This window comes from Sporolactobacillus sp. CQH2019 (genome assembly GCF_028765345.1).
GTDB lineage: Bacteria > Bacillota > Bacilli > Bacillales > Sporolactobacillaceae > Sporolactobacillus.
Map to the genome: position 1 here is coordinate 332,470 of NZ_JARAJZ010000004.1, position 26,223 is coordinate 358,692.

24 protein-coding genes are annotated in these 26,223 nt (G+C 47.9%); 6 read left to right on the forward strand and 18 right to left on the reverse strand.

Features of this window, described 5'->3' with window-relative positions; all coding sequences use genetic code 11:
- Positions 1–552: 552 nt before the first annotated feature.
- From OYT88_RS07905 to OYT88_RS07925, 5 genes are all read right to left on the reverse strand, one after another.
- On the reverse strand, positions 553–1,839 hold the full coding sequence (locus tag OYT88_RS07905; RefSeq protein WP_274399138.1) for an adenylosuccinate synthase: 1,287 nt from the start codon (positions 1,837–1,839) through the stop codon (positions 553–555).
- A gap of 159 nt (positions 1,840–1,998) precedes the next feature.
- A complete protein-coding gene (dnaB, locus tag OYT88_RS07910; protein ID WP_274399139.1) occupies positions 1,999–3,369 on the reverse strand; it encodes a replicative DNA helicase in 1,371 nt (456 codons plus the stop codon).
- A 109-nt stretch (positions 3,370–3,478) separates the two neighbouring features.
- A complete protein-coding gene (gene rplI / locus OYT88_RS07915; protein WP_274399140.1) occupies positions 3,479–3,922 on the reverse strand; it encodes a 50S ribosomal protein L9 in 444 nt (147 codons plus the stop codon).
- On the reverse strand, positions 3,922–5,901 hold the full coding sequence (locus tag OYT88_RS07920) for a DHH family phosphoesterase (protein ID WP_274399141.1): 1,980 nt from the start codon (positions 5,899–5,901) through the stop codon (positions 3,922–3,924). Before OYT88_RS07920 ends, rplI begins: the two co-directional genes overlap by 1 nt.
- Positions 5,902–6,663: 762 nt before the next feature.
- Positions 6,664–8,106 (reverse strand): catalase, encoded by a 1,443-nt coding sequence (locus tag OYT88_RS07925; RefSeq protein WP_274399142.1) that lies wholly within the window; start codon positions 8,104–8,106, stop codon positions 6,664–6,666.
- Positions 8,107–8,820: 714 nt separating this feature from the next.
- Between OYT88_RS07925 and OYT88_RS07930 the strand changes: the two genes are divergently transcribed.
- The 5 genes from OYT88_RS07930 (at position 8,821) to OYT88_RS07950 (ending at position 12,099) form a co-directional block, all read left to right on the forward strand.
- Positions 8,821–9,756 (forward strand): cation diffusion facilitator family transporter, encoded by a 936-nt coding sequence (locus OYT88_RS07930; protein WP_274399144.1) that lies wholly within the window; start codon positions 8,821–8,823, stop codon positions 9,754–9,756.
- A gap of 86 nt (positions 9,757–9,842) precedes the next feature.
- Positions 9,843–10,295 carry a chemotaxis protein CheW gene (locus OYT88_RS07935; RefSeq protein ID WP_274399145.1) on the forward strand — a complete coding sequence of 151 codons (453 nt, stop codon included), beginning with the start codon at positions 9,843–9,845 and terminating at the stop codon, positions 10,293–10,295.
- Between the two features lie 104 nt (positions 10,296–10,399).
- Positions 10,400–11,044 (forward strand): HD domain-containing protein, encoded by a 645-nt coding sequence (locus OYT88_RS07940; RefSeq protein ID WP_274399147.1) that lies wholly within the window; start codon positions 10,400–10,402, stop codon positions 11,042–11,044.
- Positions 11,045–11,191: 147 nt separating this feature from the next.
- The gene (locus tag OYT88_RS07945; protein ID WP_274399208.1) at positions 11,192–11,752 is read left to right on the forward strand and encodes a DUF420 domain-containing protein; all 561 of its coding nucleotides are present in this window, start codon (positions 11,192–11,194) and stop codon (positions 11,750–11,752) included.
- 77 nt (positions 11,753–11,829) lie between these two features.
- Positions 11,830–12,099 carry a hypothetical protein gene (locus OYT88_RS07950; RefSeq protein ID WP_274399149.1) on the forward strand — a complete coding sequence of 90 codons (270 nt, stop codon included), beginning with the start codon at positions 11,830–11,832 and terminating at the stop codon, positions 12,097–12,099.
- On the opposite strand, the gene OYT88_RS07955 is transcribed toward OYT88_RS07950, so the two are convergent.
- The 7 genes from OYT88_RS07955 to OYT88_RS07985 form a co-directional block, all read right to left on the reverse strand.
- Complete coding sequence (locus OYT88_RS07955) at positions 12,078–13,793, reverse strand: DUF6044 family protein (RefSeq protein ID WP_274399150.1); 1,716 nt, start codon at positions 13,791–13,793, stop codon at positions 12,078–12,080. The two genes, OYT88_RS07950 and OYT88_RS07955, sit on opposite strands and share 22 nt — an antisense overlap.
- 201 nt (positions 13,794–13,994) lie before the next feature.
- The gene (gene rpsR / locus OYT88_RS07960; protein WP_274399151.1) at positions 13,995–14,225 is read right to left on the reverse strand and encodes a 30S ribosomal protein S18; all 231 of its coding nucleotides are present in this window, start codon (positions 14,223–14,225) and stop codon (positions 13,995–13,997) included.
- Positions 14,226–14,268: 43 nt separating this feature from the next.
- Complete coding sequence (locus OYT88_RS07965; protein ID WP_274399152.1) at positions 14,269–14,781, reverse strand: single-stranded DNA-binding protein; 513 nt, start codon at positions 14,779–14,781, stop codon at positions 14,269–14,271.
- A gap of 23 nt (positions 14,782–14,804) precedes the next feature.
- Positions 14,805–15,110 (reverse strand): 30S ribosomal protein S6, encoded by a 306-nt coding sequence (gene rpsF, locus OYT88_RS07970; protein WP_274399154.1) that lies wholly within the window; start codon positions 15,108–15,110, stop codon positions 14,805–14,807.
- A gap of 124 nt (positions 15,111–15,234) precedes the next feature.
- Entirely contained in the window at positions 15,235–16,335 is a 1,101-nt protein-coding gene (gene ychF, locus OYT88_RS07975; RefSeq protein ID WP_274399156.1) for a redox-regulated ATPase YchF, read from the reverse strand.
- Positions 16,336–16,393: 58 nt separating this feature from the next.
- Positions 16,394–16,618 (reverse strand): DUF951 domain-containing protein, encoded by a 225-nt coding sequence (locus OYT88_RS07980; RefSeq protein WP_274399157.1) that lies wholly within the window; start codon positions 16,616–16,618, stop codon positions 16,394–16,396.
- Between the two features lie 78 nt (positions 16,619–16,696).
- Positions 16,697–18,079 (reverse strand): glycine--tRNA ligase, encoded by a 1,383-nt coding sequence (locus tag OYT88_RS07985; protein ID WP_274399158.1) that lies wholly within the window; start codon positions 18,077–18,079, stop codon positions 16,697–16,699.
- A gap of 501 nt (positions 18,080–18,580) precedes the next feature.
- Between OYT88_RS07985 and yyaC the strand changes: the two genes are divergently transcribed.
- Positions 18,581–19,168 carry a spore protease YyaC gene (yyaC, locus tag OYT88_RS07990; RefSeq protein ID WP_274399159.1) on the forward strand — a complete coding sequence of 196 codons (588 nt, stop codon included), beginning with the start codon at positions 18,581–18,583 and terminating at the stop codon, positions 19,166–19,168.
- 236 nt (positions 19,169–19,404) lie between these two features.
- On the opposite strand, the gene OYT88_RS07995 is transcribed toward yyaC, so the two are convergent.
- The 6 genes from OYT88_RS07995 to mnmE form a co-directional block, all read right to left on the reverse strand.
- Positions 19,405–20,265 (reverse strand): ParB/RepB/Spo0J family partition protein, encoded by an 861-nt coding sequence (locus tag OYT88_RS07995; protein ID WP_274399160.1) that lies wholly within the window; start codon positions 20,263–20,265, stop codon positions 19,405–19,407.
- A complete protein-coding gene (locus tag OYT88_RS08000) occupies positions 20,246–21,019 on the reverse strand; it encodes a ParA family protein (RefSeq protein ID WP_274399161.1) in 774 nt (257 codons plus the stop codon). The genes OYT88_RS07995 and OYT88_RS08000 overlap by 20 nt, the downstream gene beginning before the upstream one ends.
- 138 nt (positions 21,020–21,157) lie before the next feature.
- A complete protein-coding gene (noc, locus tag OYT88_RS08005; protein WP_274399162.1) occupies positions 21,158–22,018 on the reverse strand; it encodes a nucleoid occlusion protein in 861 nt (286 codons plus the stop codon).
- 98 nt (positions 22,019–22,116) lie between these two features.
- Positions 22,117–22,824: a 16S rRNA (guanine(527)-N(7))-methyltransferase RsmG gene (rsmG, locus tag OYT88_RS08010; RefSeq protein ID WP_274399163.1), complete on the reverse strand. Its 708-nt coding sequence runs from the start codon at positions 22,822–22,824 to the stop codon at positions 22,117–22,119.
- A 21-nt stretch (positions 22,825–22,845) separates the two neighbouring features.
- The gene (mnmG, locus tag OYT88_RS08015) at positions 22,846–24,735 is read right to left on the reverse strand and encodes a tRNA uridine-5-carboxymethylaminomethyl(34) synthesis enzyme MnmG (protein WP_274399164.1); all 1,890 of its coding nucleotides are present in this window, start codon (positions 24,733–24,735) and stop codon (positions 22,846–22,848) included.
- Positions 24,736–24,806: 71 nt separating this feature from the next.
- On the reverse strand, positions 24,807–26,186 hold the full coding sequence (gene mnmE, locus OYT88_RS08020) for a tRNA uridine-5-carboxymethylaminomethyl(34) synthesis GTPase MnmE (protein ID WP_274399165.1): 1,380 nt from the start codon (positions 26,184–26,186) through the stop codon (positions 24,807–24,809).
- Positions 26,187–26,223 lie beyond the last annotated feature (37 nt).

Consider the following 26,223-nt stretch of genomic DNA (forward strand, 5'->3'; position numbering starts at 1 on the left):
TACAAACAGCATGCTTTCATTGAAATGGCCATGTGAAAACAGTTGTCTGCTCATCCAATCGTTCAATGATTCAATCTGAGGTTTCACGACAAAAAGTGTTCTCTCCCGCTCTCTAATAAGCGGTAAGAAAAAAACGGCTTCCGGTTGACAGATCGTGCGCAGCAATCCGATCAAATTTAGGCAGTAAACCAAGCCGCGAAAGGATCAAACCAAACGATTAAAAAGTTAAACTGAAAAAAAGCGGTTACGCCAAAAAACCAAGATGCCGCTCTGAATCAGGCCAATCCCGCTTCGATTCGCCGGAAACCCGCACCGAAATTAAATTCGGGATTTAGAAGGAATCCGCCTGAATCAGCATGACGAAAAAGTCTATCCATTCCCTATTTTTTGGCCTTTTACTTTATTTCTATCGGATTTAGGCGCTTCCGGCGCTGCTGCGCCACAGCGCTGTCCTCAGCAAAAGATTTTTAATTCGGTAAAACCGCTTTTGTTGTCAGTCACTCTATCGGAGTGCGCCATTTGGGCCGACTTGCAGTATTCCCGTTCTGTCAGTCAGGCAAAGACACTGCGCACTTCAATTGTTTGTCTGCGGTCGGGACCGACCGAGAACAGGGAAAGCGGGACTCCGGAGAGCTGTGAGATGCGCTCCATGTAGTGACGGGCATTCTGCGGCAGGTCCGAAAGTGAATCCGCCTGCGTAATGTCTTCCGTCCAGCCGGGCATCTCTTCATAAATCGGGCGGCACTGTGCCAATATATTCAGGCTTGCCGGAAATTCTTCGATCACCCGGCCCTGGTATTCGTAGGCTTTGCAGATTTTTACCGTTTCAAGGCCGGTCAGTACATCGATACAATTCAGCGACAGATCGGTCAGTCCGCCGACGCGGCGGGAATGGCGCAGGACAACGCTGTCAAACCAGCCGATCCGGCGCGGGCGTCCCGTGACTGTTCCGTATTCATGGCCGGTTTCACGGATCCGATCACCGATCTCATTGTTCAGTTCGGTCGGAAACGGCCCGTCTCCCACGCGTGTCGTATAGGATTTTGCGCAGCCGACCACATGATTGATTTTTGTCGGACCGACACCTGCGCCGATTGTTACTCCTCCGGCCACCGGATTGGATGAAGTCACAAAAGGATAGGTCCCCTGATCGATATCCAGCATGCAGCCCTGCGCTCCTTCGAAGAGCACTCGTTTGCCTGCGTCCAGCGCATCGTTTAATACAACCGATGTATCGCAGACAAGACGGCGCACACGTTCGCCGTAAGCAAGGTACTCGCTGTAGATATCGTCAAGATCAAAGCCTTCGCTGTCATACATTTTTTCCAGCAGGCGGTTTTTTTCAGCAAGATTTTTCCCCAGTTTCTTCTTAAATGTTTCCGGTTCAAGCAGGTCGGCCATCCGGATTCCGACTCTCGCCGCTTTATCCATGTATGCCGGACCGATCCCTTTCTGAGTCGTACCGATCTTCGACGCGCCTTTTCTCTTTTCTTCAAGCGTATCCAGTTTCAAATGATAGGGTAGGACAAGATGCGCACGATTGCTGATCCGCAGATTGTCCGTTTTAATGCCCTGTCCTTCCATATAATCCAGTTCTCTGCACAATGATTTCGGATTGATAACCATTCCGTTGCCAAGCACACAGATTTTATTATCATAAAGAATACCTGAAGGCATCAGCTGCAGTTTATATTTTTTTTCATTCCAGACAATCGTATGGCCCGCATTATCTCCGCCTTGATAACGGGAGACAACTTCCGCGTTCTCTGAAAGATAGTCTGTAATTTTTCCCTTTCCTTCATCGCCCCACTGGGCACCCACTACAACTACAGAAGACATGATGTAGCCCCCTAATGATTTATTCACTCAAGCCATCATCAAGTCTAACAGTTTTCCGTCTAAAAAGTCAACGAAAAAACGAACGTTCATATTTAAAACCCGGTTTTTGTTCGGATTTAAAATGTTCGTCATCGGCCGGAATGGCTGACTCTGCAGGCCCTACGCACCGGGGGGCATATCTTCTGCCTGATGTTTCCGGTCAATATTGACAAATTTATTGTATTCCTTGATAAAAGCCAGTTCGACCGTCCCCACGGGTCCGTTTCGCTGCTTGGCGATGATGATTTCGATGATGTTCTGTTTTTCGCTTTCTTTATCGTAGTAGTCGTCTCGATACAGAAAAGCCACGACATCGGCATCCTGTTCGATACTGCCTGATTCACGGATGTCACTCATCATCGGCCGTTTGTCCTGTCTGGATTCAACGCCGCGCGAAAGCTGCGACAGGGCAATGACCGGCACGTCCAGCTCACGCGCCATTGCTTTCAGTGTTCTGGAGATCTCGGAAACTTCCTGCTGCCTGTTTTCCTGGCGGCGCGGGCCGCCCGATCCCAAAATCAGCTGCAGGTAGTCAATAATGACTATATCCAGACCTTTTTCTTGTTTTAATCTTCGGCATTTTGCCCGAATATCATTCACTCGGATACTCGGGGAATCGTCGATATAGATTCTCGCCTGCGACAGGCTTCCCATAGCCATCGTCAGCTTCTGCCAGTCGTCGTCTTCCAGCCTGCCGGTACGCAGCTTCTGGGCATCAATGTTGCCTTCCGCACAGAGCATGCGCATGGCCAGCTGTCTGGCGCCCATTTCAAGGCTGAAAATCGCCACGCTGGCATCATTTTTCGTAGCCACGTTTTGAGCGATGTTCAGAGCAAAGGCCGTTTTCCCAACGGAAGGCCTGGCCGCAACGATGATCAGATCGCTTTTCTGAAAACCGGCCGTCATCCGGTCAAGCTCGACGAATCCGGTCGCCGTACCGGTGACGTCGCCCTTCCTGCTCTGAAGCATTTCAATATTGTCGTATGTTTCAATCAAAACGTCTTTAATTGTCCGGAATTCGCTCGTCCGTTTTCTCTCGGCGACTTCAAGAATTTCTCTTTCGGCATCGTCGAGTATGCTTTCCACACCGTCTTCGCGTGTATAACCTTCGGAAACGATGTGGGTGGCCGTACGGATCAGCCGGCGGAGCAGGGCCTTCTCTGCGACAATATTGCAGTAATACTCGATATTGGCCGCTGTCGGAGCCGAACCGGCAAGATCCGAAAGATAAGAAACACCGCCGACTTCTTCCAGATGCCGGGCGGACTGAAGAGCGTCCGTTACGGTCACAACATCGACCGGTTCATTTCGATCCGACAGATCCAGCATCACGGTAAAAATCAGCTGGTGGCTTGTACGGTAAAAATCTTCGGGCGTGAGCTTTTCCGATGCCGTAATAACTGCCGACGGCTCAAGGAAAACGGCCCCGAGAACAGCCTGCTCGGCTTCCGTATTGTGCGGGGGCGTGCGATCCGCGAATAAGTCACTCATGCTGTTATCCCCTTATTTATACTTGTTAAGCGGCCGTGCTGACAATTTTCGGCACAGCGTACAATTGCCGGGGAAATCTCTGAAACGGCCGGTACGCTGTGAATGCCGCTCATTCTTCCGTGACATGCACTTTCACTTTGGCCGTGATCTGCGGATGCAGTTTAAGCGGCACATCCGTAAAACCGAGGGTGCGTATCGGTTCCGACAGCTCAATTTTCCTTTTATCAATCGAGATGTTCAGTTTTTGAAAAGCCTGTGCGATTTGTTTGCTCGTAATGGAACCGAACAAACGGCCGCCTTCTCCGGATTTTGCCTTCAGCTCAATCGTGATCTTTTCTATTGTATTTTTGAGCGCTTCAGCCTGGCGGCGCTCTTCTTTTTCATGCTCCATTTGTTTCTTTTTTTTCGTATCCAGCTGTTTCAGGCTGCTCTTGCTCGCCGGAACCGCCAGATTTTTTGGAAATAAATAATTTCGGGCATAGCCTTCGGACACTTCTTTGACTTCGCCTTCGTTGCCTTTACCTTTTACATCTTTAACAAAAATGACTTTCATCACGACAAACCTCCCTCAAAATAACTGTCAATGGCCGCTCTGACCTGTTCTGCAGCTTCGCCGACTGTCGTATTCTTCAGCTGAGTAGCCGCGTTATTCAAGTGTCCGCCGCCGCCGATGCTTTCCATAATGAGCTGGACATTTACATCGCCGAGAGATCTCGCGCTGACACCGACCTGCCCGTCAGGCCTCAGGCCGATGACAAAGGATGTCCTGATCCCCTCGAGTGTCAGCAGTGTGTCCGCCGCCTGGGCAAGCAGCACCTGCTCATACTGCTTTTGTTCTTCGCCGACAACAACGGCGATATTGGAGCGATAAATTTTCGTCCTGCGAATGAGTTCGGCGCGCTGATTGAATTGATTCAGGTCATCGCTTAAAAATTTCTGGACGAGAATGGTATCCGCTCCGTGCGCACGAAGATAGGACGCCGCGTCGAAGGTACGGAAACCCGTCCGCAGCGTAAAGTTTTTCGTGTCCACCGCTATGCCGCCCAGCATTGCCGTTGCCTCAATGACTTCCAGCGGACGCTCATTGGGCTGATACTCCAGCAGTTCCGTGATCAGTTCGGATGTCGAGGATGCATAGGGTTCCATATAAACGAGTACAGGATCCTTAATAAATTCCTCCGCCCGCCGATGATGATCGATCACGACAACGCGGGGCGTACTTTCCAGAAGCTGCGGATCAACAACCATAGACGGACGATGCGTGTCCACAATCACGACCAGTGTTCGCCTCGTTGCCTGTCCGCGGGCCTCATCGGCAGAAATAAAGTCGGACCACAGGCTGCGGTTCTCCTGAAGTTCGCGGATCAGCCGGGATACACCGCTCACATTCGGCTCCCGGTCGATAACGATCTTCGCATTGCGTCCATTGGCATGAGCGATTTTCAGGACGCCGATACAGGCCCCCATAGAATCCAGATCGGGCACTTTATGGCCCATAATCAACACCTGGTCGCTCTCCAGCATCAGTTCCGACAGAGCGTGCGAAATAACCCGTGCGCGGACACGTGTCCTTTTTTCAACAGGATTGGACTTGCCGCCGTAAAATTTCACGTCGCCGTCCGGCCGTTTGATCACCGCCTGATCGCCGCCGCGTCCCAGCCCGAGATCAAGAGCGGACTGTGCATAGGCACCCAGGTCTTCAAGCACCGGGGTTCCCGCCCCGACGCCGATACTGAGCGTTAACGGAATATGGCTGAGGGGAACGGTTTTTTCCCTCACCTTGTCCAGAATAGAAAAATGTTCTTCTTCTACTGCCGCCAGCTGTTTCTCGTTCAATACCGCGAGAAAGCGATCGGACGCAGTCCGCCGCAGATAGACGCCGTGATCCGACGCCCAGGTTTTGATCATCGACGTGGTCTCATTATTAATTGTACTCCTGATCTGGTCTTCAAGACCCTCTGTCACTTCTTTATAATTATCCAGGAAAATCAGTGCAATCACTGTTTTTTCATTAAAGTATCTTTTTTTAATCTCCAGAATATCGGTAATATCGGTAAAATAGAGCAATCTTTCCGGCCTTTTCAAACGTACACGGTATTGCCGCTCGTGAATCGTGATGATGATTGATGATTCTTTATCCGATGAGATGAATTCCGCCAGCTCCTCGGAGATCTCCTTTACATTTTTTCCAATATTTGTTTCTTTGCCGCCGGCAATTTTATTGAGATACACGTTGCACCATTCAATTTGCTCGGATTCATCGTAAAGAATAATCCCGATCGGCATCCGCAGCAGTACTTCGCCGCCGACATTTTTAATGCGGTAGGAAAGCCCCGCAACATATTCGATCAGTTCTTTATCAAATTGTGTCTCATTAAACACAAACCAGACGGCAAAAAGAGCCAGCAGAACCAGCCCTGCCAGAGCAAGCATCCAGTTCAGAAACGCAATAAAAATTAGAAAGAGGAGACACAACAGACCGAGTAAGACGAGCTGGTCGCTGCGCCATCGGTGTTTAAATCGGTTTGCCAATTTTTTCAGCTCCCACGGCCGAATTTGCCCGTTCAGGGCGGTACAAAAGTTTCCGCTGATTTCCGCGGATCCCGCTGCCGTTTGCCTTCGCCGCCCTTTTCAGGACATATTCGCGAGCATGCTTCCGAAATATATGGCATCCGGCAAGTCTGGAAACGATGCCGGACTCCGTACCACGGCCTTCCATGAATTTAGAATCTTAAGGTCCGCATCTGCTTTCGAAAGAGGATTAGGAAACTTTGTTCCGCCAAGCCTTCTGTGCAGATAAAGCCTGAGTTGCGCTTATACTATAATCCCTTAAAGTTTTATGCTCTCCGATCGTATAAAAAAAGAAACCGGCACCTCCCGTAAATATCAGTATTCTACAGGATCCGCTGAATTCGCGTTTTTAACAGCCTTTGCTTTTGTATGATCTGACTCACGGATATTAAAATTCAAGTTAATTATACTCAATATTCCTCTCGATTGCAGTAATCAGTGAGTTTTTTCACTGAATCCCTCTTTTCCTCTTCCGAATGTCAATCGTCGCCGGTCGGCCGCTTCACCCAGAGTCCGAGGCAATCGAAAATTCTTGCTCCGGTACAGGTCAGAGCGCAGCCATGGATCCGGGCATCACGTCAAGAAGATCCGGGCAAAAAAAAATAACCGCGGCCGCGAGACCTCGGCTTGAAAAAATCAATTATTCGGCGTTTCTCCTGCCTCTGACTTCCCAGCTGCTTTTACCCTGCATCCGATTCTAGCCTTTCCTTATATAGATCGAACTTATTTAATTTCATCCAATTCAATATTCAGCGCCTTGGCAACACGAGTCCCGTAATCCGGGTCGGCTTGATAAAAATGTTTCGTTTGCAGAATTTTCACTGCCTGGCTGTCTACGGAACCCAGATTTTTTGCAATCGTTTGAATCAGACGATCCCGTTCGTCGGTACTCATGACGTGGTATAAACGGCCGGCCGCAGAGTAGTAGTCGGTATCATATGGCTTGAAATCACCCAGTTTCCCGTGCACTTCATCCTGATGGATTCGAGCACCCGGATCTTCGACCGGTCCCCCGTGACTGTTCGGTTCATAGTTGACAGAGCCATCCTGCCCCTGCGCCATAAACCCGTCCCGTTCGTAGTTGTGTACTTCATTTAACGGACGATTGACCGGCAATTGTTCATAGTTCACACCGAGTCGGTAACGTTCGGCATCTTTATAAGCAAATAAACGTCCTTGAAGGAGTTTATCGGGTGAAGCTTCAATTCCGGGAACAAAGTTCGCCGGTGAAAAGGCCGCCTCCTCGATCTCATCGAAATAGTTCGTCGGATTTTGATTGAGGGTAAATTCACCGACTTCAATCAACGGGTAATCTTTATGCGACACAACTTTGGTGACGTCGAAAATATCATATTTGTAATCCAGTCCGGCTTGATAGGGCAGGATTTGTACGTAAACCTTCCATGAAGGGAAATCACCGGTTTCAATGGCGTTAAATAATTCATTCTGCAGGTAGTCCGTATCTTCACTGGCGGCCTTGGCGGCGACCTCATCGGTCATATTTTGAACGCCCTGCTGGGTAATGAAGTGATATTTTACCCAGAATATCTCGCCTTTGCCGTTCACCCACTTAAAAGTATGGCTGCCATAGCCATTCATCGTGCGATAACTGGCTGGGTTGCCCCGGTCGCCCATTAGATAGGTCACTTGATGCACGGATTCGGGAGAATGAGCCCAAAAGTCCCATTGCATGTCGTTATCCCGCCGGTGAGTCCGCGGATCACGTTTTTGCGAGTGAATGAAATCGGGAAATTTCAGCGGATCATTTACAAAGAAGACCGGCGTATTGTTACCGACAATGTCGTAATTTCCCTGCTGACTGTAGAATTTCAGCGCAAAGCCGCGAACATCGCGGATGGTATCCGGATAACCCGATTCGCCGGCTACTTGTGAAAATCGAAGAAGAATCGGCGTTTCTTTTCCGGTTCCGTTAAACAAGTCTGCCTTAGTATATTCGCTCATGTCATGGGTCAGCTTAAATATCCCTTTGGCACCAGCTCCCTTGGCGTGGACAACCCGTTCCGGGATGCGTTCACGATTAAAATGAGCCAGCTTTTCCAGCAACTGATAATCCTGAATGAGTACGGGACCCCGCTCGCCGGCTGTCAGAGAATGATTGTTGTCGGCCCATGGCTGCCCCGCTTCCGTCGTTAATTGATCCGTCATCTTTAATTCCCCCCTCTATCAAATGATCACAGGCAATTTTCTTATTTACATGATAATCATAATAAAGTGACACCATTTATACAAGAGCGATACCGCAAGGGAAAAAGCTGCCGCGAATGATTCATAAACCGGCACTGACGCGGTACTCTCGCTCGCTCCGGCCGGCGGGGACCGATTTCCTCACGATGGCTGTCAACGGAAGCGTAGCGGCCGTTGCAATGACGTTAATAACGGTGTAAAATAATACTTGTTAGTTTTAAATTGAGAAAGCGTTTTAAATGAACCGATAGATGCCCGAATTCTTCTTCCCGTTTGTTCCCACAGGGTGAGTGAACAAGCAGCGATATTTCGTTGTTTCAACGCTCTAAAAGAATTGGGCCTTTTTCGTATTGATTCTTTTTATATCGGCAGTTTTAGGCTAAAGTGTCATTCGAGAGTTGGTGCAGATCATGGCTGTTATCACTGCGCGGGACGCCTTGAAACGCAAAGATGCGGGACGCAGTTCCGTTATCCGTTCAGGCAGAAGAACGGCCGGGGAAGCTTTTCCGGCCTTGGCGCGCTATCCGGCTGGTCTTTTTAAATTCACCCGTTTCCTGTTCCCGGCGGGTCCAGTAAAGAATAAAAGAATGCTTTTAAAAAGACAATCCTTTTCCGGATTGCCTTTTCTCTTTATTAATTTTCCTCAAGCAAACAATTTAAGGGGGGTGAATCTTTATGGCCCGTGAAAATCCGAAAGCAGTGAAGGCGGCCTGGATCAGTCTGATCAGCAATTTTTTCCTGACATTGATCAAAATTGTCTGCGGTTTGTTCTTTCGCAGCACCGCGCTTATCGCAGACGGTGTGCATAACGGCGGGGACGTTATCGGTTCAATTGCCGCTATCGGCTCAATGAAGCTTTCCAATCATCCGGCCGATAGAGATCATCCCTACGGTCACGGAAAAGCTGAGGATGTTTCCAGCGCTTTCATCGCGATTATTTTAATCGGCGCGGCTTTATTTCTTGTATACGACGCAATTAAAGTCCTGCTCGGGCCCGTTTCGGCGGTCAGTGTCTGGGCGCTTTTAGCAGCCGTTGTTTCAGCAATCTGGAAATGGATCCTTTATGTCTACACTTATAAAACGGCTCAAAAATACCGCAGTAAAAGTCTCCGCGCCGCCGCTTCGGACCATCTGGCCGACATCTTTGCTTCATGCGCTGCCGCCGTCGGCCTCGGCATCGGTTGGGCGGGAAATCTGCTGAATATGCCTGGTGCCCGTTTCGGCGATCCGGTTGCAGGCATCGTCGTCTCTTTTCTCGTGCTGAGAATTGCGATCATTATGATCATAAAGTCGACCAATGTACTTATGGAAAGCAGTGTCCCTGAAGACAAACAGGAAGAGTACCGGCAGGTGTTCCTCTCTTTTCCGGAAGTGAAAAAAATCGATATTTTGCGCGCACGCGAGCAGGGCAACGGAGTGCTGATCGATGCTCAGATCAGGCTCCCTGCTTCGCTCACTATTCAGGAGGGCGACGATATTACCGAGGCAATCAGGCGGCGGATGATCCGCAAATATCCTTATGTCGATGAAGTGCTGATTCACATCAATCCGTGGTACGCGGACCGGGAAGTCGTTGAACCGGATTCTGTTCCCGACCTGAAAAAAAAATGACGATTGATCCATTATCCTTTATAGTTATAAGTAAATAAAACGGTCAGCGTCTGCACACAAATATCTTATCTTTTGAGGTGAGCGAAATGTCAGTTGCTTCAGTAGAAAATACAGCCATTGCGCTGAATGTCGGAGATCAGGCGTTCGGTCTCCCGATCGGAGAAATCCATGAGTTCGTAGAACCGATTCATGCCGTGAAGGTACCGATGACCCATCCCTACTTTCTGGGCCTGATTTCATTAAGAGGTAAAGTTCTGCCCTTGATTAATCTGGCGGGTATCTTTCACATTGATCACAATCCGTTTCCTAAAGAAGATGAAAAATACGTCGTTTGCGGTACAGAGAATGAAATCATCGCTCTTGATATTCATTCTGTCGGCGAACCCTTAACTTTTCATCCTGAAGATCTGGTTCCGGTCAGCGACAAAGGGGAGGCCGTTACCGCCGAACTGAAATTGGAAAAACGCGAGCTTCCTCTGCTGAATATCCAGAAACTTTTCACCCTGACAAAATCACTGAACAGCCTGGAACGGCGCTGAATCGATTTTTTATGAGAAGGATTGACGGATCCTTTTTATGACTACATTAATCTGAATACTCTTAGAAAAAAGATCAAAAACAGGCGGAGGAAGGTGGCACATTCATGGGCATTCACAAATATTTTCAGAGTTTGTCCGACCTGGAAGGGATATTCCGCTGCCCGGGCGTTTTTAAGTATCAGGAACATTCCGTAGCCAGCCATTCTTTCAAAGTGGCAACCATTGCCCAATTTCTTGCCACTGTTGAAGCTCAGGACGGAAAGACGGTCGACTGGAAAACGATGTACGAGCGGGCGATCAATCACGACTATTCCGAACTGTTCACCGGTGACATCAAAACTCCTGTCAAGTACGCGCTTCCAAAACTCCGGGAACTTTTCTCCCAGGTGGAGGGTTCGATGACTCAGGAATTCCTGAACAAAGAATTCCCGCCTGAATTCAGAAAAGTTTATGAAGGCCGGTTTAAAGAAGGAAAAGACAGTTCGCTTGAAGGCCGGATCTTGTCCGTTGCCGATAAGATCGATCTGCTTTATGAAGCTTACGGTGAAATACAGAAGGGCAATCCTGAGCCTTTATTCTTTCAGATTTACAAAGAAGCGCTGGCATCCATCATAAAATTCAAGGATATGGCCGCTGTTCAATACTTTATTCATGTCATTCTTGAAGAAATGATCAATGAGGAGATCTCTTCGCATCAGAAAATTAAAGCCATTACAAAGCGCCTGCTGGCCGGAGAGTCTTCGGAATAACCATCTTTTGAATTTGGACAGCTCTTTCCTTGCCATGGCGAAAAATCTAATTTATGATGTAAGAGCTTGGAACCGTTTATTTTTATCATAGGGCCCGGTCAAATTTCTTACAGTTTTTAAAGGAGTTTTTCTCAGATGAGCAAAAATATGCTGACACAGGATCCTCGCGGAAGAACGCCAAAAAGTACGGCTAACTATGCGGTTCTGATCCTTTCGGTATCGATTATCGCCGACATTTTGATTTTACTGCTTTTTTTTGCACCCTTTATCGGTTACCACGGTAAAATCGGTTTTGATGTTTACCTGCTTCCGAGATTTAATGCCGTTTTCAACAGTTTTACGTTCATCTTCCTTCTGGCGGCCTTTATCGCTGTCAGGAAAAAGAATATCGCCATGCATCGCGGCTTTATTCTGGCCGCGTTTACAACAACCTTTCTCTTCCTGATTTCGTATCTTTCATTTCATTATCTCGCGCCGCCGCCCCATTACGGGGGCACCGGCCTGATCCGTCCCGTCTACTTTTTTCTCCTGATCACCCACAGTACGCTTGCAGCGATCGTTGTCCCGCTCGCTCTTTTCGCACTCGTATGGGGATGGACCAACCAGATTAAGAAGCATAAACGAATCGTTCGCTGGACGATGCCGATCTGGCTCTATGTCAGCCTGACCGGTGTTATCGTTTATCTGATGATGGCGCCGTATTATTAAATAGATCGAAAGGATCGCGCATGAACAGACCCCCTGATACCGGCCTACTGAATAGCCGGTATCAGGGGGTCTTTTGTATGGCCGGGTATTCAATCAATTTTAACAAAACGGCCGGCCAGTATTTCGGCGCTATTGAACCCTTTCATTGCACCATGCTGCCGGGCGCTTCACAGTTCCGGCGCGGGTCCGTCATCAACAGCGGGAAAACAGCGCCGTCTGCAAAAATTGACTGCCATTCACGCATTTATGTAAATAGTCCGCTCTCTGGAAAATTGACCGATGCGAACGGCGGCCTGGCTTCGGGACAGACTGTTTGCCTGCCGCATCATTTGGCTTCGTACAGATAGATCGTCCATGCGGAGGCTGAATTGTTAAATGATTTCAGGAAGCGCAGCCCGTCCTGATCGGCATTCATAATCGGCACGGAAGACAAAATATAACGGCCGCCCAGCTTTTTAAATGCATTGATATTAAGCTGAAGATGGTGAATTTTTACCGCCGACCCCTTCCGGAATTCATAATTTTTTCCCAACTCTGCCGTAAAAAGATAGCATCTGCCGCCCCAGTTGTCGAAATAACTTTTGATTTCTTTGTTCTTATCCAACTCTTTAGCAATAATTTTCCTGAATGTATGCTTATAAGACAGCGGATAGAAATTATTGTAAGTGTCCAAAGTATAGAAACCGTTGTACTGAGCGATCGCCGGGTGAAGGCCGATACTGGCTATGCGATAGTCCGATTGCGGTTTTCCGATAAAAGCGGCAATATCATGGAATTGCTGCACGGCATAAAATTGTTTGAACGTCGGTTCGCCATGAAATTCAATTTCCGGATTGTAATAAAAAAGTACGGCAAGCTGCAGTACGAAACAAATTCTGACAAAACGCCGCCATTTATTTCCCATCTTCCAGAGGATCGCCGCCCCCACGGCAAACATGAGATAGATAAACAAGGGATGCAGATAATGGTAGCGGGAAAAATTAAAAGTTGTCAGAATGCTGATTTTTTCTTTGAGCGGTGCCCACCCCTTATAAAACCAGAAGGCGAACCATACGGACAGCAAAATGTTTATCACAAGGAGACAGACAAACCACTTTCGCAGCCGCTTTCCGCCGCCTCCGTTCCGGATCATCTGCCACAGGACGACGCCAGTAAAGGGAAGAATGACAAATTCATGAACGGTCATCACCTGGTTATGCCCCAATATAAAGTTCTCCAGCGCCAGCTTGGCCGTACTGTATAAACTGCCTGTCGATTCAAGAAATTCATTGCGGTTTGTCGGCGGACCCGGAAAAAGCAGTGATGCAACCAGTCGGTAATCCAGCAGCAGATAGAGGGCGGTCATGAATGCGATCGATCCTAAAAAAAGCAGGTTTGCCTTTCTTTTAACAATCCAATCGCGCAGCCAGAGAAACAACATCGCAGTCAGGAAAAAGAAAAAGCCAAGCACAAAACTGGAATAGAACGGCAATAAAGAAAAGATCAGCCACTCTCTCCAGGTTCCTTTCCGCGCCCTGATATTTAAAAAAGCCCACAGAGCGAGCGGCATCCCCATTGTACTGAGCATTCCGGACGGCCAGAAGGGCGTCAGTGCAAAGGCCAGAGAACCCAGCACACGGACGGGATAAGCATCTGCCGACTTGACGCAGTAATCCCGAAGCAGTAAATACATGCCGAGAAAAGCAAAGACGCAAACGATCGCCTGACTGAGGGAAAAAGCAAGCATTGATGGAAAAAGAACGTGAAGCCAGACAATTCCGCTAAACTGAGAATCGAACGCATTTCTTGAAAGCTCTCCGTTGATGACCTGCGGAATCCCGGCGTTAATGGAACCGAACAACTCGCCGCTGCGATTAAGAACCTGGTACCAGGCGACATTCGAATCCAGATTATCCTGGACACGTATATGAGCGTTTTCGCCCAGTATAAACAGAGGAGACAGATAGACGGCAATTAAGAGAGCTGCAAGAATCAATGCCCTTTTCTCTTTGAACGCCGGACCGGCATGTCTTTGATTGCCGGAGTTCAGCTGCTGATTCATTGTCTTTCACCACACTGTTTCAGGTTAGAACGGACCGGCACGGTCGTTTCAAAAGCCGGCCGCATGCTTAGATCGGAATTCAACCGGCAAAGATGCTGTCCCTTAGGAAGGTCCGCTGAATAAAAAGAACCGCCATAAAAGATCATTCTTTTACCGCGGCCTTTCATTGCTGTTTTCAATTTGACATAAAACTGGAGAAAATCATTCCGTTGTATACGGGAGTAAAGCCATCTGACGTGCGCGCTTAATCGCCTTTGTCAGCTGGCGCTGATATTTCGCACTCGTTCCCGTAACACGGCGGGGCAATATTTTCCCGCGTTCAGAAATAAACCGTCTCAGTAAGTCAACATCTTTATAGTCAATATAAGTAATATGGTTGACCGTAAAATAGCATACCTTGCGGCGTTTACCGCGTGACCGGCGTACTGCCATTCCAAGCACCTCCCTGTTAATCATTTGTTTTTCGTGCCGTTTATCAGAACGGCAGATCATCATCCGATATATCGATCGGCTTACTGTCGTTAGCAAATGGATCTTCAAAAGAAGGGGTATCCTGACCGCGGTTACTACTACTGCCGGCGCTCGCGCCCTGCCGGTTCGCCTGCGGCGGATAGCCCGCGTTTCCCGCAGCCGGAGCGGCGTTCCCGTTGCCGTCGCCATGTCTGGCGCTCTTCGGTTCAAGGAACTGCACACTATCCGCAATAACCTCCGTGACATAGACACGGCGGCCTTCATTATTCTCATAGTTTCGTGTCTGAATGCGGCCGTCGACTCCTGCCAGGCTCCCTTTTGTCAGAAAGTTGGCAGCGTTCTCCGCCTGTCTTCGCCACACGACCACAGGAATAAAGTCCGTTTCGCGATCGCCCTGCTGATTAGAGAACGGACGATTGACTGCAAGCGTAAAACTTGTCACGGCAACTCCGTTCGGTGTATAACGAAGTTCCGGATTTTTTGTTAAGCGTCCGACCAAAACAACCCGATTAATCATCAGAATTCCCCCTGTTCCGCAAATTATTTGCTTTCTTCAGGTTTGCGTTCATCCTTGATGATCATAAAGCGAATCACATCTTCATTGATCTTGACAAGACGGTCGAATTCATCAATTGCCGTGTTTTCGGCCGTTACATAGAGAACGTTGTAAACGCCGGTATTATAATCATTGATTTCATAGGCCAGCCGACGCTTGCCCATTTCCTTGACATCATTGATTTCGGCGCCATTGTCGGTCAGGATGGACGCAACCTTTTCTTTGACTGCTTTTTCCTGATCTTCTTCCAAATCCGGACGAAGAATGTACATAATTTCGTATTTGCGCACGATGTTCACCTCCCCTTGGACTAAACGGCTCCTGAACGGAGCAGAGAGCAAGTCTTCTCACTCATAGGACTTTATCATAACACATTCAGCAAATGATTGCAAGATTCATCGATTCATGCCAAGGTCAGACATTAAATCTGAAATTAACGATGTCTCCGTCCTGCATCACATAATCCTTGCCCTCGAGCCGCAGATGCCCTTGTTCCTTTGCGGCAAGTTCTGAACCGGCGGCCACCAGATCCTCATAAGACACGATCTCGGCACGAATAAAACCGCGTTCAAAGTCGGAGTGGATGATGCCTGCCGCCTGCGGCGCCTTCGTCCCTTTCCGAAATGTCCACGCCCGCACTTCTTTTTCTCCCGCCGTGAAGTAGGTAGCCAGTCCGAGAAGCCGGTATGATTGGGCGATCAGCCGGTCAAGACCCGAAGTTTCAAGACCGAGATCCTGCAAAAACACTTTTTTCTCTTCGCCTTCAAGTTCGGCTATCTCAGACTCAATCTTTGCCGAAATGACAACGACTTCCGATCCGTCTTTTTCCGCATAGTCCCTGACCGCCTGGACATATGCGTTATCGTCCGGTGCCAGCAGATCGTCTTCAGAAATGTTTGCTACATAGAGAACCGGTTTTTTCGTCAGAAAATTGAACGGTTTGACAGCTGTCTCCTCCTCGTCCGTCAGCGCAACATGGCGGGCCGGCTCCCCTGCGTCAAAGGCTTCTTTCAGTTTTTGCAGTGCGGAAAATTCGATGATCGCCTGTTTTTCTTTCTGTTTTGCCAATTTTTCCGTCCGGTCGAGCCGTTTATTTATCTGCTCCATGTCGGCCAGAATCAGTTCCAGATTAATCGTTTCGATATCGTCGATCGGATCGATTTTTCCGGAGACGTGCGTAATGTTTTTATCGTCAAAACAGCGGACGACGTGGGATATGGCATCGACCTGCCGTATAGTGGCAAGAAACTGGTTGCCCAGTCCTTCTCCTTTGCTTGCCCCTTTAACCAATCCGGCAATATCCGTAAACTCAAATGTAGTCGGGATCTTTTTTTTCGGATGGTACATTTCCGTCAGTTTGTCCAGCCGTTTATCCGGAACACTGACGATTCCCACATTAGGTTCAATCGTGCAGAACGGATAATTGGCCATTTCCGCCCCGGCCTGCGTGATCGCATTAAACAGTGTTGATTTGCCGACATTCGGCAGACCTACAATACCTGTCGTTAAGCTCATTATTTTTCAACTCCCCGGATCTTCCCGATCTTTGTTTCGCTTCCATTGTATTCAGAACTTATTCATGACCGTCTGCTTCCCCGGCAGATCCATGTTCGATGATTCGTTTTATTTTTTTCTGGAATTCCGCTCTCGGCATCATCACACTGTGGCCGCAGCCGAGACACTTGATGCGGATATCGGCGCCCATCCTAATGATTTTCCACTGATTGACGCCGCACGGATGTGATTTTTTCATCTCAACGACGTCGTTTAAGTCAAAGATAATCCGAGGTTTCGCCATCTATTATTCCCCCTTCTTAAAGAAGACCTTGATCGTCGCTAAAAGAATATACGAGTGTCCGCCGCCGATGCAACCGTATCAGAAACTGATTTTTTCTCTTAGAAAACCGGAGAGCGCATCAATCGGCAGACGGACCTGATCCATCGAATCCCTATCCCTGACGGTAACCTTGCCATCATCTCTTGAATCAAAGTCATAGGTAATGCAGAAAGGAGTCCCTATTTCATCCTGCCTGCGGTATCTTTTGCCGATCGATCCCGTCTCATCATAATCGACCATCCAATCCTTCGCCAGGCTCCGGTAGATCGCCTGTGCTTCATTGCCGAGTTTCTTTGAAAGCGGAAGAATGCTTGCCTTATAAGGAGCGAGCACCGGATGCAGATGAAGCACGATCCGTTGATCATGATCATCGATTTTCTGTTCCTCATAGGCATCGGCCAGAAAGGCGAGAGTGACACGGTCAGCGCCGAGCGAAGGCTCGATCACATACGGGATATAGCGTTCATTCAGGTTTTGATCGATATACTGCAGATCCTGCCCCGACACTTCCATATGGCGGCGCAGATCGTAATCCGTTCTTGATGACAGGCTCGACAGTTCTCCCCATCCGAACGGGAAGAGGTACTCGATATCCGTCGTCGCATTGCTGTAATGCGGTAGTTCTTCTTTTTCATGATCGCGGAGCCGGAGATTGTCTGCTTGGATATTCAGTGACTTCAGCCATTCGAAACCGAATGAGCGCCAATATTGGAACCATTTCCCGTCTTCGCCTGGTTTGCAGAAAAATTCCAATTCCAGCTGTTCAAATTCCCTCGTACGGAAAGTAAAATTTCCGGGCGTGATTTCATTGCGGAACGATTTGCCGATCTGGCCGATGCCAAAAGGAATTTTCTTGCGCATCGTTCGTTGTACATTTTTAAAATTCACAAAGATGCCCTGAGCCGTTTCCGGACGCAGATAAATTTCGTCTTTGGCCGATTCCGTCACGCCCTGATAGGTTTTAAACATCAGATTGAACTGTCGTATTTCCGTAAAATCGTGTTCTCCGCATTCCGGGCACTTGATTGCATGAGACTCGATCAGTTTTTCCATAGTAGCAAAGTCCAGTCCGTCCACCGGTCCAGGAAGCTCTTCCCTCGGAATGTTGCTTTCAATAAGTTTATCAGCCCGAAAACGTGACTTGCATTTTTTGCAGTCAATCATCGGATCATTAAAATTTGTAATATGGCCGGAAGCTTCCCATGTTTTCGGATTCATCAGAATTGCCGCGTCCAGTCCGACATTGAAAGACGGTTCCTGAACGAACTTTTTCCACCATGCCTGCTTGACATTATTTTTCAGTTCTACGCCAAGCGGACCGTAATCCCATGTATTCGCCAGGCCGCCGTAAATTTCCGATCCTGGAAAAATGAATCCCCGATGTTTCGCCAGATTGACAATTTGCTCCATTGTTTTACTCATTCGCCGGACTCCCTTATTTTCAAAAATAATGAAGCTCCCGTCTGCTAGGCAACGAACAGCCTAGGGACGAGAGCTTTTATTGACTCACGCGGTTCCACCCTAATTGATGCGGACAATCCGCACCCTCTTTTAAAAACTGCAGCTCAAGAATGCCTTCTTCAGGTGCTGTTTCCGGGTTCCCACTCTCCCCGGATCACTGTGTAACAGCCGCTCCTGCTTACTCTTTTCTCTCATTGCCGAAAAAAATTTTCAAATCTATCCATTTTCGCTTTCTGTTACATAGTATAGCCCATTTTTCGGAAAAAGGACAGTAATTCTTGTTTTTCCCAAATAAAGCCGAAAGATGACGTCTGAACGGTATATCACCCATAGCAGATATTTGAAATTCGGGCAGTGGAAAAGGATGAGCCAAATGCGAGGGCGCCGGATTTTCTAGGGAAACAGGTATAGATTCTCCGGATAGTCCGTATACTGATAATACTTTATTAAGGAGCGGAAACTATGAATCTTAGGCAGGAAAAACAAACAGCGCATTATGAGGACAAAGTCTCCCACGCTTTGCTCGTCCGGGCGATTCGAAGCTATCTTCCCTCGCCCGGAACAAATCCGCTCGTTATCGTCTGCATCGGGACGGATCGCTCCACCGGAGATTCACTTGGCCCGCTGGCCGGCACTTTTTTGCAGAAGCATACGATTCCCGATACTTATATTTATGGTACTCTGGAAAATCCGGTGCATGCAGTAAATCTTGAAGACACCCTCAGTACCATAGCGGCCTCCTATCGGAATCCTTTTATTATTGCCATTGATGCCTGCCTGGGCAAGCAAAAAAATATCGGCATGATCTCAGTTTCAAAAGGTCCTGTTCTCCCGGGTGCAGGCGTTAATAAAAAACTTCTGCCTGTCGGGGATATCAACATTACCGGAATTGTCAACGTCAGCGGCTTTATGGAATATTCTGTACTCCAGAATACACGGCTTAATATTGTGATGAGTCTTTCGGAGGTTATCAGCCGCTGTCTTTATCTTGCCATTCTTTCCCGCGATAAAGCCGGTCTCCCGGCTCGAATGCACCTCAGCCGTCATTAACAGCATCTGTCCGGCTAAAGTGCGATCCTGAAACTCGTTTATAATGTGCAGTCAGACTTTAAAGCCTCATTTTTTATCAGCTTTAAACAGGCATCCGCAGAAAAGCAGCGCTTTTTCGAGAGAAAAAATAGGAACCAATGTTTTTCACGCGCATTTAAAGCATCTTTCATCAGTCCGGGAGGTGAATCCCTGCTTTCTCTGAATCGTAATTCAAATAAAAAATTAGGGGGCAGCTGTTACGGCCGCCCCTCAAGCAACTCAAGCAGCCGATTCAGATCATCGGCTGAGTAGTAATCCATTTCAATTTTCCCTTTTTCCTTGTTAGCTGTCGGCTTTATTTTTATTGACGTGCCGAACCGTTCACGAAGCGTATGAACCTTCTCCTTCAACTCGGGAGGCATGATCCACTCTTTTTTCATCGATGTTTCACGTGAAACATGATGATTCAATTTTTGAATCAGCGCCTCAAGCTGCCGTACATTCATTTGCTCCTTAATAATCTTATCGACAACCTGCGGAATCCGTTTTCTGTCCTTAAGCCCAAGCAATGCCCGGCCGTGCCCCATTGAGAGCTTTCCGTCTTCAAGCAGTCCTTTGACGGTTTTATCCAGCTGCAGCAGGCGTAAATGATTTGTGATATGCGGCCGGCTCTTTCCGAGTTTTGCTGCCAGTTCCTCCTGAGTCAGATTCAATTCATCCATTAATCTTCGATAAGCCGAGGCCTCTTCAATAGGATTTAAATCTTCCCGCTGAAGATTCTCAATCAGAGCAATCTGCATCATTTCTTTATCGGAGAGCTCTCTGATAATCGCCGGAACTTTTTTCTGGCCGGCGATTTTGGCAGCCCGGAATCGGCGTTCCCCGGTAATAATATCGTAGCCTTTAATACTTTTTCTGACGACCAGCGGCTGAATGACTCCATGCTCTTTAATGGACTGGGCCAGTTCTTCCAACCCTTGTTCATCGAATTTTTTACGGGGCTGATAAGGATTAGTCCTTAGATCGCTTAATTCGACGTTTTCTACTGTATCTTCCTGTTCGTCGGAAAAAGTGGTCGGAAAAAAAGCATCAAGGCCCTTACCTAACGCTTTGCTCATTCATCATCACTTCCTTCGCAAAGTCAAGATAGACTTCAGCACCTTTTGATCTGGCATCATAAATGATGATCGGTTTTCCATGGCTTGGTGCTTCGCTCAAACGGACATTGCGGGGAATGACAGTCTGAAAAACACGATCCTGAAAATATTTTTTCACTTCCTGAATGACCTGAATTCCCAAATTTGTTCTCGCATCGAGCATCGTCAAAAGCACACCTTCAATGGCCAAATGATGGTTCAGGTGTTTTTGCACAAGCCTGACTGTATTCAATAGCTGGCTGAGTCCTTCCAGCGCGTAATATTCACACTGAACCGGAATGATGACGGCATCCGAAGCCGTCAGGGCATTGATTGTCAGTAAACCGAGCGAAGGCGGACAGTCTATGATTATATAATCATATGTATCTTTTATCTTTTCCAGAGCACGTTTCAGCCTGACTTCCCTCGAAATTGTCGGAACCAATTCAATTTCCGCTCCTGCCAGTTGAATCGCGGAAGGAATCACGTCAAGATTTTCAATAGCCGATTTTTTAATCACCTTCCGGATTTCCGTATCCTCCACTAAAACATCATAAATGCATTCATCAACTTCACCTTTATCAACACCTGAACCGCTTGTCGCGTTTCCTTGAGGATCAATGTCAACCAGTAACACTTTACAGCCCAGCATAGCCATGCAGGCACTGAGATTTACAGCCGTCGTTGTTTTACCTACGCCGCCTTTCTGGTTGGCGATCGCTAATATCTTGCTCACACCTTCACCTACTCTCAAACTTCGATCGCTATCTTTCATTCTATCATGAATTCTCAGATCCAGGTTCATAATTCAACGATTTGCACAGAAAAAAGGAGCCGCAAATAAGATGGCTCCAAAATTACAGCCTTCACTTATTTATTTTTTAGGGATGCGGATCGTAAACTGGTAGTATTCGCCCATGTCTTCTTCACTGGTATCTATATTAAGTCCCGAATCCGTCACCATATGGACAGACTGGCGAATAGTGTTGACTGCGATTCGCGAATCGCGGCTTAACGAGACACGCCTTGTCCGCTTTTCTTTTGTTTTCTCCGCATCCTGATCACGTTCCAGTATTTTTTTGATGCGACTCTCGGTTTGTTTCACATTTAATTGCTTTTCGATGATTTCATGCAACAATTTTTCCTGTTTTTCAGGATCTTTTAATATAATTAATGCTCTTGCATGCCGTTCTGTTATTTTCTTTTCGAGAATCGCACTCTGTACGGATGGCGGCAGTTTCAGCAGCCGCAACTTGTTGGCAATCGTCGACTGCCCTCTCCCGAGTTGCTGAGCCAGGCTTTCCTGTGTCAGCCCGTGAATATCTATTAGTCTTGAATAAGCCATTGCTTCCTCGATCGCCGTCAGTTCTTCCCGTTGCAGATTTTCGATCAGCGCTACGGAAGCCGTTTGATCATCGTCAAACATTTTAACGATCGCCGGTATTTTTTCCCAGCCCAGAGAAGAAACAGCCCTCCAGCGCCGTTCACCCGCTATAATTTCATAGCGGTTCCCGACTGGCCTAAGCACGATCGGCTGAATGACACCGTGTTCCTGAATAGTCTCGGCGAGTTCCCGGAGTTTCTCCTCATTGAAAATCGAACGGGGTTGATATTGATTGGGAATGATTTTGGAGACTAGAATCTCCTGAACGCGCTCGTCCGCATTTTCCCGGGGATCAAGACTTGTTTCTTCCTCACCGCTTTGGTTGAAAATCTTAGAAAAAGGATGCTTCATCTTTCCGACACCACCTTTTTGCTGTCTGACCCAATTATTACTTCGCTGAAAAAATAATAAATCCTGCAAAAATAACGATCCGTGTTCCACGTGAAACATTATAAAGGATTTTTTGCCGGAATACCCGGTTTTCTCGGATATTTTTGGGGAGTCTCACCTATTTTCCTTATAAAGAAAATATTGCGGCGGCTGTCTTCTTCCGGAAGAACAAGTGAAACCTTTCTATCCAATTTTCCCCCTAACAGATCAATGGCATGACCGGCCAGTTCCAGCTCTTCTTCTGATCGCGGCCCTTTTAACGCAATAAACTCGCCGCCACGCAAAACCAAGGGCAAACAGTACTCACTGAGTACCGAAAAGTTAGCAACCGCGCGGGCAATCACGACATCAAAGCTCTCCCGCTTCCCCGCTTTACGTGCAAAGTTTTCGGCACGATCATGGCAAAACGTGACACCGCTCATTTGAAGCGATTCAGTCAAAGCCTGCAGAAAGATCAACCTTTTATTAAGTGAATCGACAATCGTCAGTTCCATTTCTGGAAACAGTATTTTCAACGGAACTCCCGGAAAACCGGCTCCGGATCCAACATCGCAAATGTGAAGCGGGCCCTGGAAAGAAAAGTAGAAGCTTGGAGTGAGTGAATCGTAAAAGTGCTTGACGGCTACTTCTTTTTCATCCGTTATTGCCGTCAGATTCATTTTTTTATTCCATTCAATCAGTTTCTGAAAATAAATGTCAAACTGTCCCTTTTGTTTTTCAGACAAATGAACGTCTTGTTTTAAAAGGATCTGTTCCAGCAGCTTCATAGCATCCTCCATGGATTGGGATCAGCCTGTTTTTCTGGCAAGCCTTCCCTGTTCAAGATAAACGAGCAAAATAGCAATATCGCTCGGATTGACACCGGAAACCCGGGAAGCCTGTCCAACAGATAACGGCTTAACCTGACTGAGTTTCTGCCTCGCTTCCGTGGCCAGTCCGCCGATCTGATCATAATCCAGATCTTGGGGAATTTTTTTCTTCTCCATTCTTTTCATTTTCTCAACCTGTTCGAGCTGTTTATTAATATAACCTTCATACTTTACCTGAATCTCCACCTGCTCGCCGACTTCATCAGACACCGTTTCGCTCCGTGGAAGAAGACCGGCGACATCACGGTAAGTCAGCTGCGGACGTTTTAACAATCGGTCCGCCTTCATCGGTTCCCTGATCGGTGCGGCTCCTCTGCTTTCAAGCAGCGCCGTGACTTCTTCAGAAGGTTTGACCGTCGTCAGCGCAAAACGATTGCGCTCCTTTTGAATCTGCCGCTTTTTAACAAGAAACCGGCAATATCGTTGTTCCGATATCAGACCGATGTCGTGGCCCAATTCCGTGAGCCTGAGATCAGCATTATCATGACGAAGAAGCAAACGGTATTCGGCACGCGATGTCAATAAACGATAAGGCTCTTTTGTTCCTTTGGTCACAAGATCATCGATCAGGACGCCGATATATGCCTGTGAACGGTCCAGTATCACCGGGTCCATGCCCAGCACCTTTCTTGCAGCATTGATACCGCCCATTAAGCCCTGCCCCGCTGCTTCTTCGTATCCGGAAGTCCCGTTGATCTGTCCGGCCGTAAAAAGTCCGCGGATCTTCTTGGTTTCAAGAGAAGGCCAGAGCTGGGTCGGCACAAGGGCATCATATTCAATGGCATAGCCCGGACGCATCATTTCCGCATTTTCCAGACCCGGAACTGTTGCAAGCATTTTCCGTTGAATTTCTTCCGGCATACTTGTCGAAAGGCCGTCAACATAGACTTCGCTTGTTTCCTTTCCTTCCGGCTCCAGAAACAGCTGATGACGGTTTTTATCGCTGAAACGGACAATTTTGGTTTCAATGGAAGGACAGTATCTTGGGCCCGTGCCGACAATAACACCCGAATAGATCGGCGAACGGTCCAGATTCTCATGAATAATTCTGTGGGTTTCCGGATTCGTGTAGGTCAGCCAGCACGGAATCTGATCTTTTACATACTCGGTCGTATCATAGGAGAAAGCGAGCGGAGCCTCATCGCCGGGCTGAATTTCCGTCTTCGAATAATCAATCGTCCGCCCGTTAACACGCGGCGGAGTTCCCGTTTTAAAACGGACAATATCAAAGCCGAGCGCACGGAGATTATCTGCCAGCCTGACGGAGGCCTGCATGTTATTAGGCCCGCTTTCATATTGAAGCTCTCCGATAATGATTTTTCCCTTTAGATAGACACCCGTCGTTAAGACAACGGACCGGGCACGATATTCCGCACCGGTTGCGGCAACAACGCCCTTGCAAATCCCGTCTTCAACAATCAGTTCTTCTACCATCCCCTGGCGGAGCGTTAGATTTTCTGTCTCTTCAATCGTTTTTTTCATTGCCCGCTGGTAAAGCTGCTTATCGGCCTGGGCTCGCAGCGCGCGGACCGCCGGACCTTTTCTGGTGTTCAGCATCCGCATCTGAATGTACGTTTTATCAATATTATGGCCCATTTCACCGCCGAGCGCATCAATTTCCCTGACAACAACGCCCTTCGCCGGACCTCCTACCGAAGGATTGCAGGGCATAAAGGCAATTCCCTCCAGGCTGATTGTCAGCATCAATGTCTTGGCTCCCATCCTTGCCGCCGCGAGTCCCGCCTCGACACCGGCATGGCCGGCTCCGACAACAATCACGTCATAGTCACCGGCTTGATATCTGTTCATTTTGTCATCCTCCTTCAGCTGTTATCACGAACATCTATTTTAAGCCGATACGGCTAAATAACCGCCGGCATTTATTTTCCAAGGCAAAACTGCGAAAAAAGCTTATCAATCAAACTGTCGTCTACTGAATCACCGATAATTTCTCCAAGGATATCCCACGTCCGCTTTACATCAATCTGAACAATATCAACGGGGAATCCCTGCTCTGCGGCTGCAATGGCATCCGATATAGCCGACCTGGCCTGCTTTAATAAAGCGATATGACGAGTATTGGAAACATAAGTTTCAGTCTTCGCCTGTGCACCTCCGCTAAGAAAAAGCGAAGCAATTACCTGTTCCAGTTCTTCAGTTCCCTTATCCTGCAAAAGCGAAGTACGGATAACGGGACGGCCGGATACAAGCCGCTGCAGTTCATCCGCCGATACATGCGATGGAAGATCCGTCTTATTTAAAATAATAATTGTCTGTGTATTCCCGATCATGTCAAACAAACGGCGATCATCAGCAGTCAGTTCTTCATTGTTGTTCAGAAGCAGGAGAATAAGATCGGCCGACTTCAACGCTGCCTGCGACCGCTCGACTCCGATTTTTTCCACAATATCTTCTGTTTCTCTAATACCTGCCGTATCGACAAGTTTCAGCGGAACACCTCCGACATTGACATATTCCTCAATCACATCGCGGGTTGTCCCCGGAATATTCGTCACAATGGCTTTATTCTCATGGACGAGATGATTCAGCAGAGATGATTTCCCGACGTTCGGTTTTCCGATAATCGCCGTCGACAATCCTTCCCTCAATATCTTTCCCTGCTTCGCCGTCGAAAGGATTCCGTCGATTTTTTTTTCGACCCGGGACGCTTTTTCAAAGAGCAGTTTCCCCGTCATGACTTCAGCATCGTCGTATTCCGGATAATCAATGTTGACTTCAACCGCGGCAAGCATGTCGAGCAGTTCATCCCGGAGTTTACGGACCAATCCGGAAAGCTTCCCTTCTATCTGGCTCATGGCCACATTCATGGCCCGGTCGGTCTTCGCGCGGATCAGATCCATGACGGCCTCGGCCTGAGACAGATCGATTCTGCCGTTCAGAAAAGCCCTTTTTGTAAACTCGCCGGGCTCCGCCATCCGCACATTCTGATCCAGAACCAGGCTGAGTACCCTATTAACGCTGACCAGTCCGCCATGGCAATTGATTTCAACAACATCTTCCCGAGTAAATGTTTTGGGTTTCTTCATCACTGAAACCATGACTTCCTCAATTGTACGGCCGGTTTCCGGATCGACGATTTTTCCATAATGAATGGTATGGCTCTTTACTTTTGTCAGGGACGCTTTCCCTTCAAATAATCGATCCGCTGCGGGAATCGCCTCAGGTCCGCTGAGACGGACAATACTGATCGCACCCTCTCCGATCGGAGTCGACACGGCAGCAATTGTATCATAATCCAATTTTATCACCCCTTCCCTTAGAAGTCCTCTATTCAAC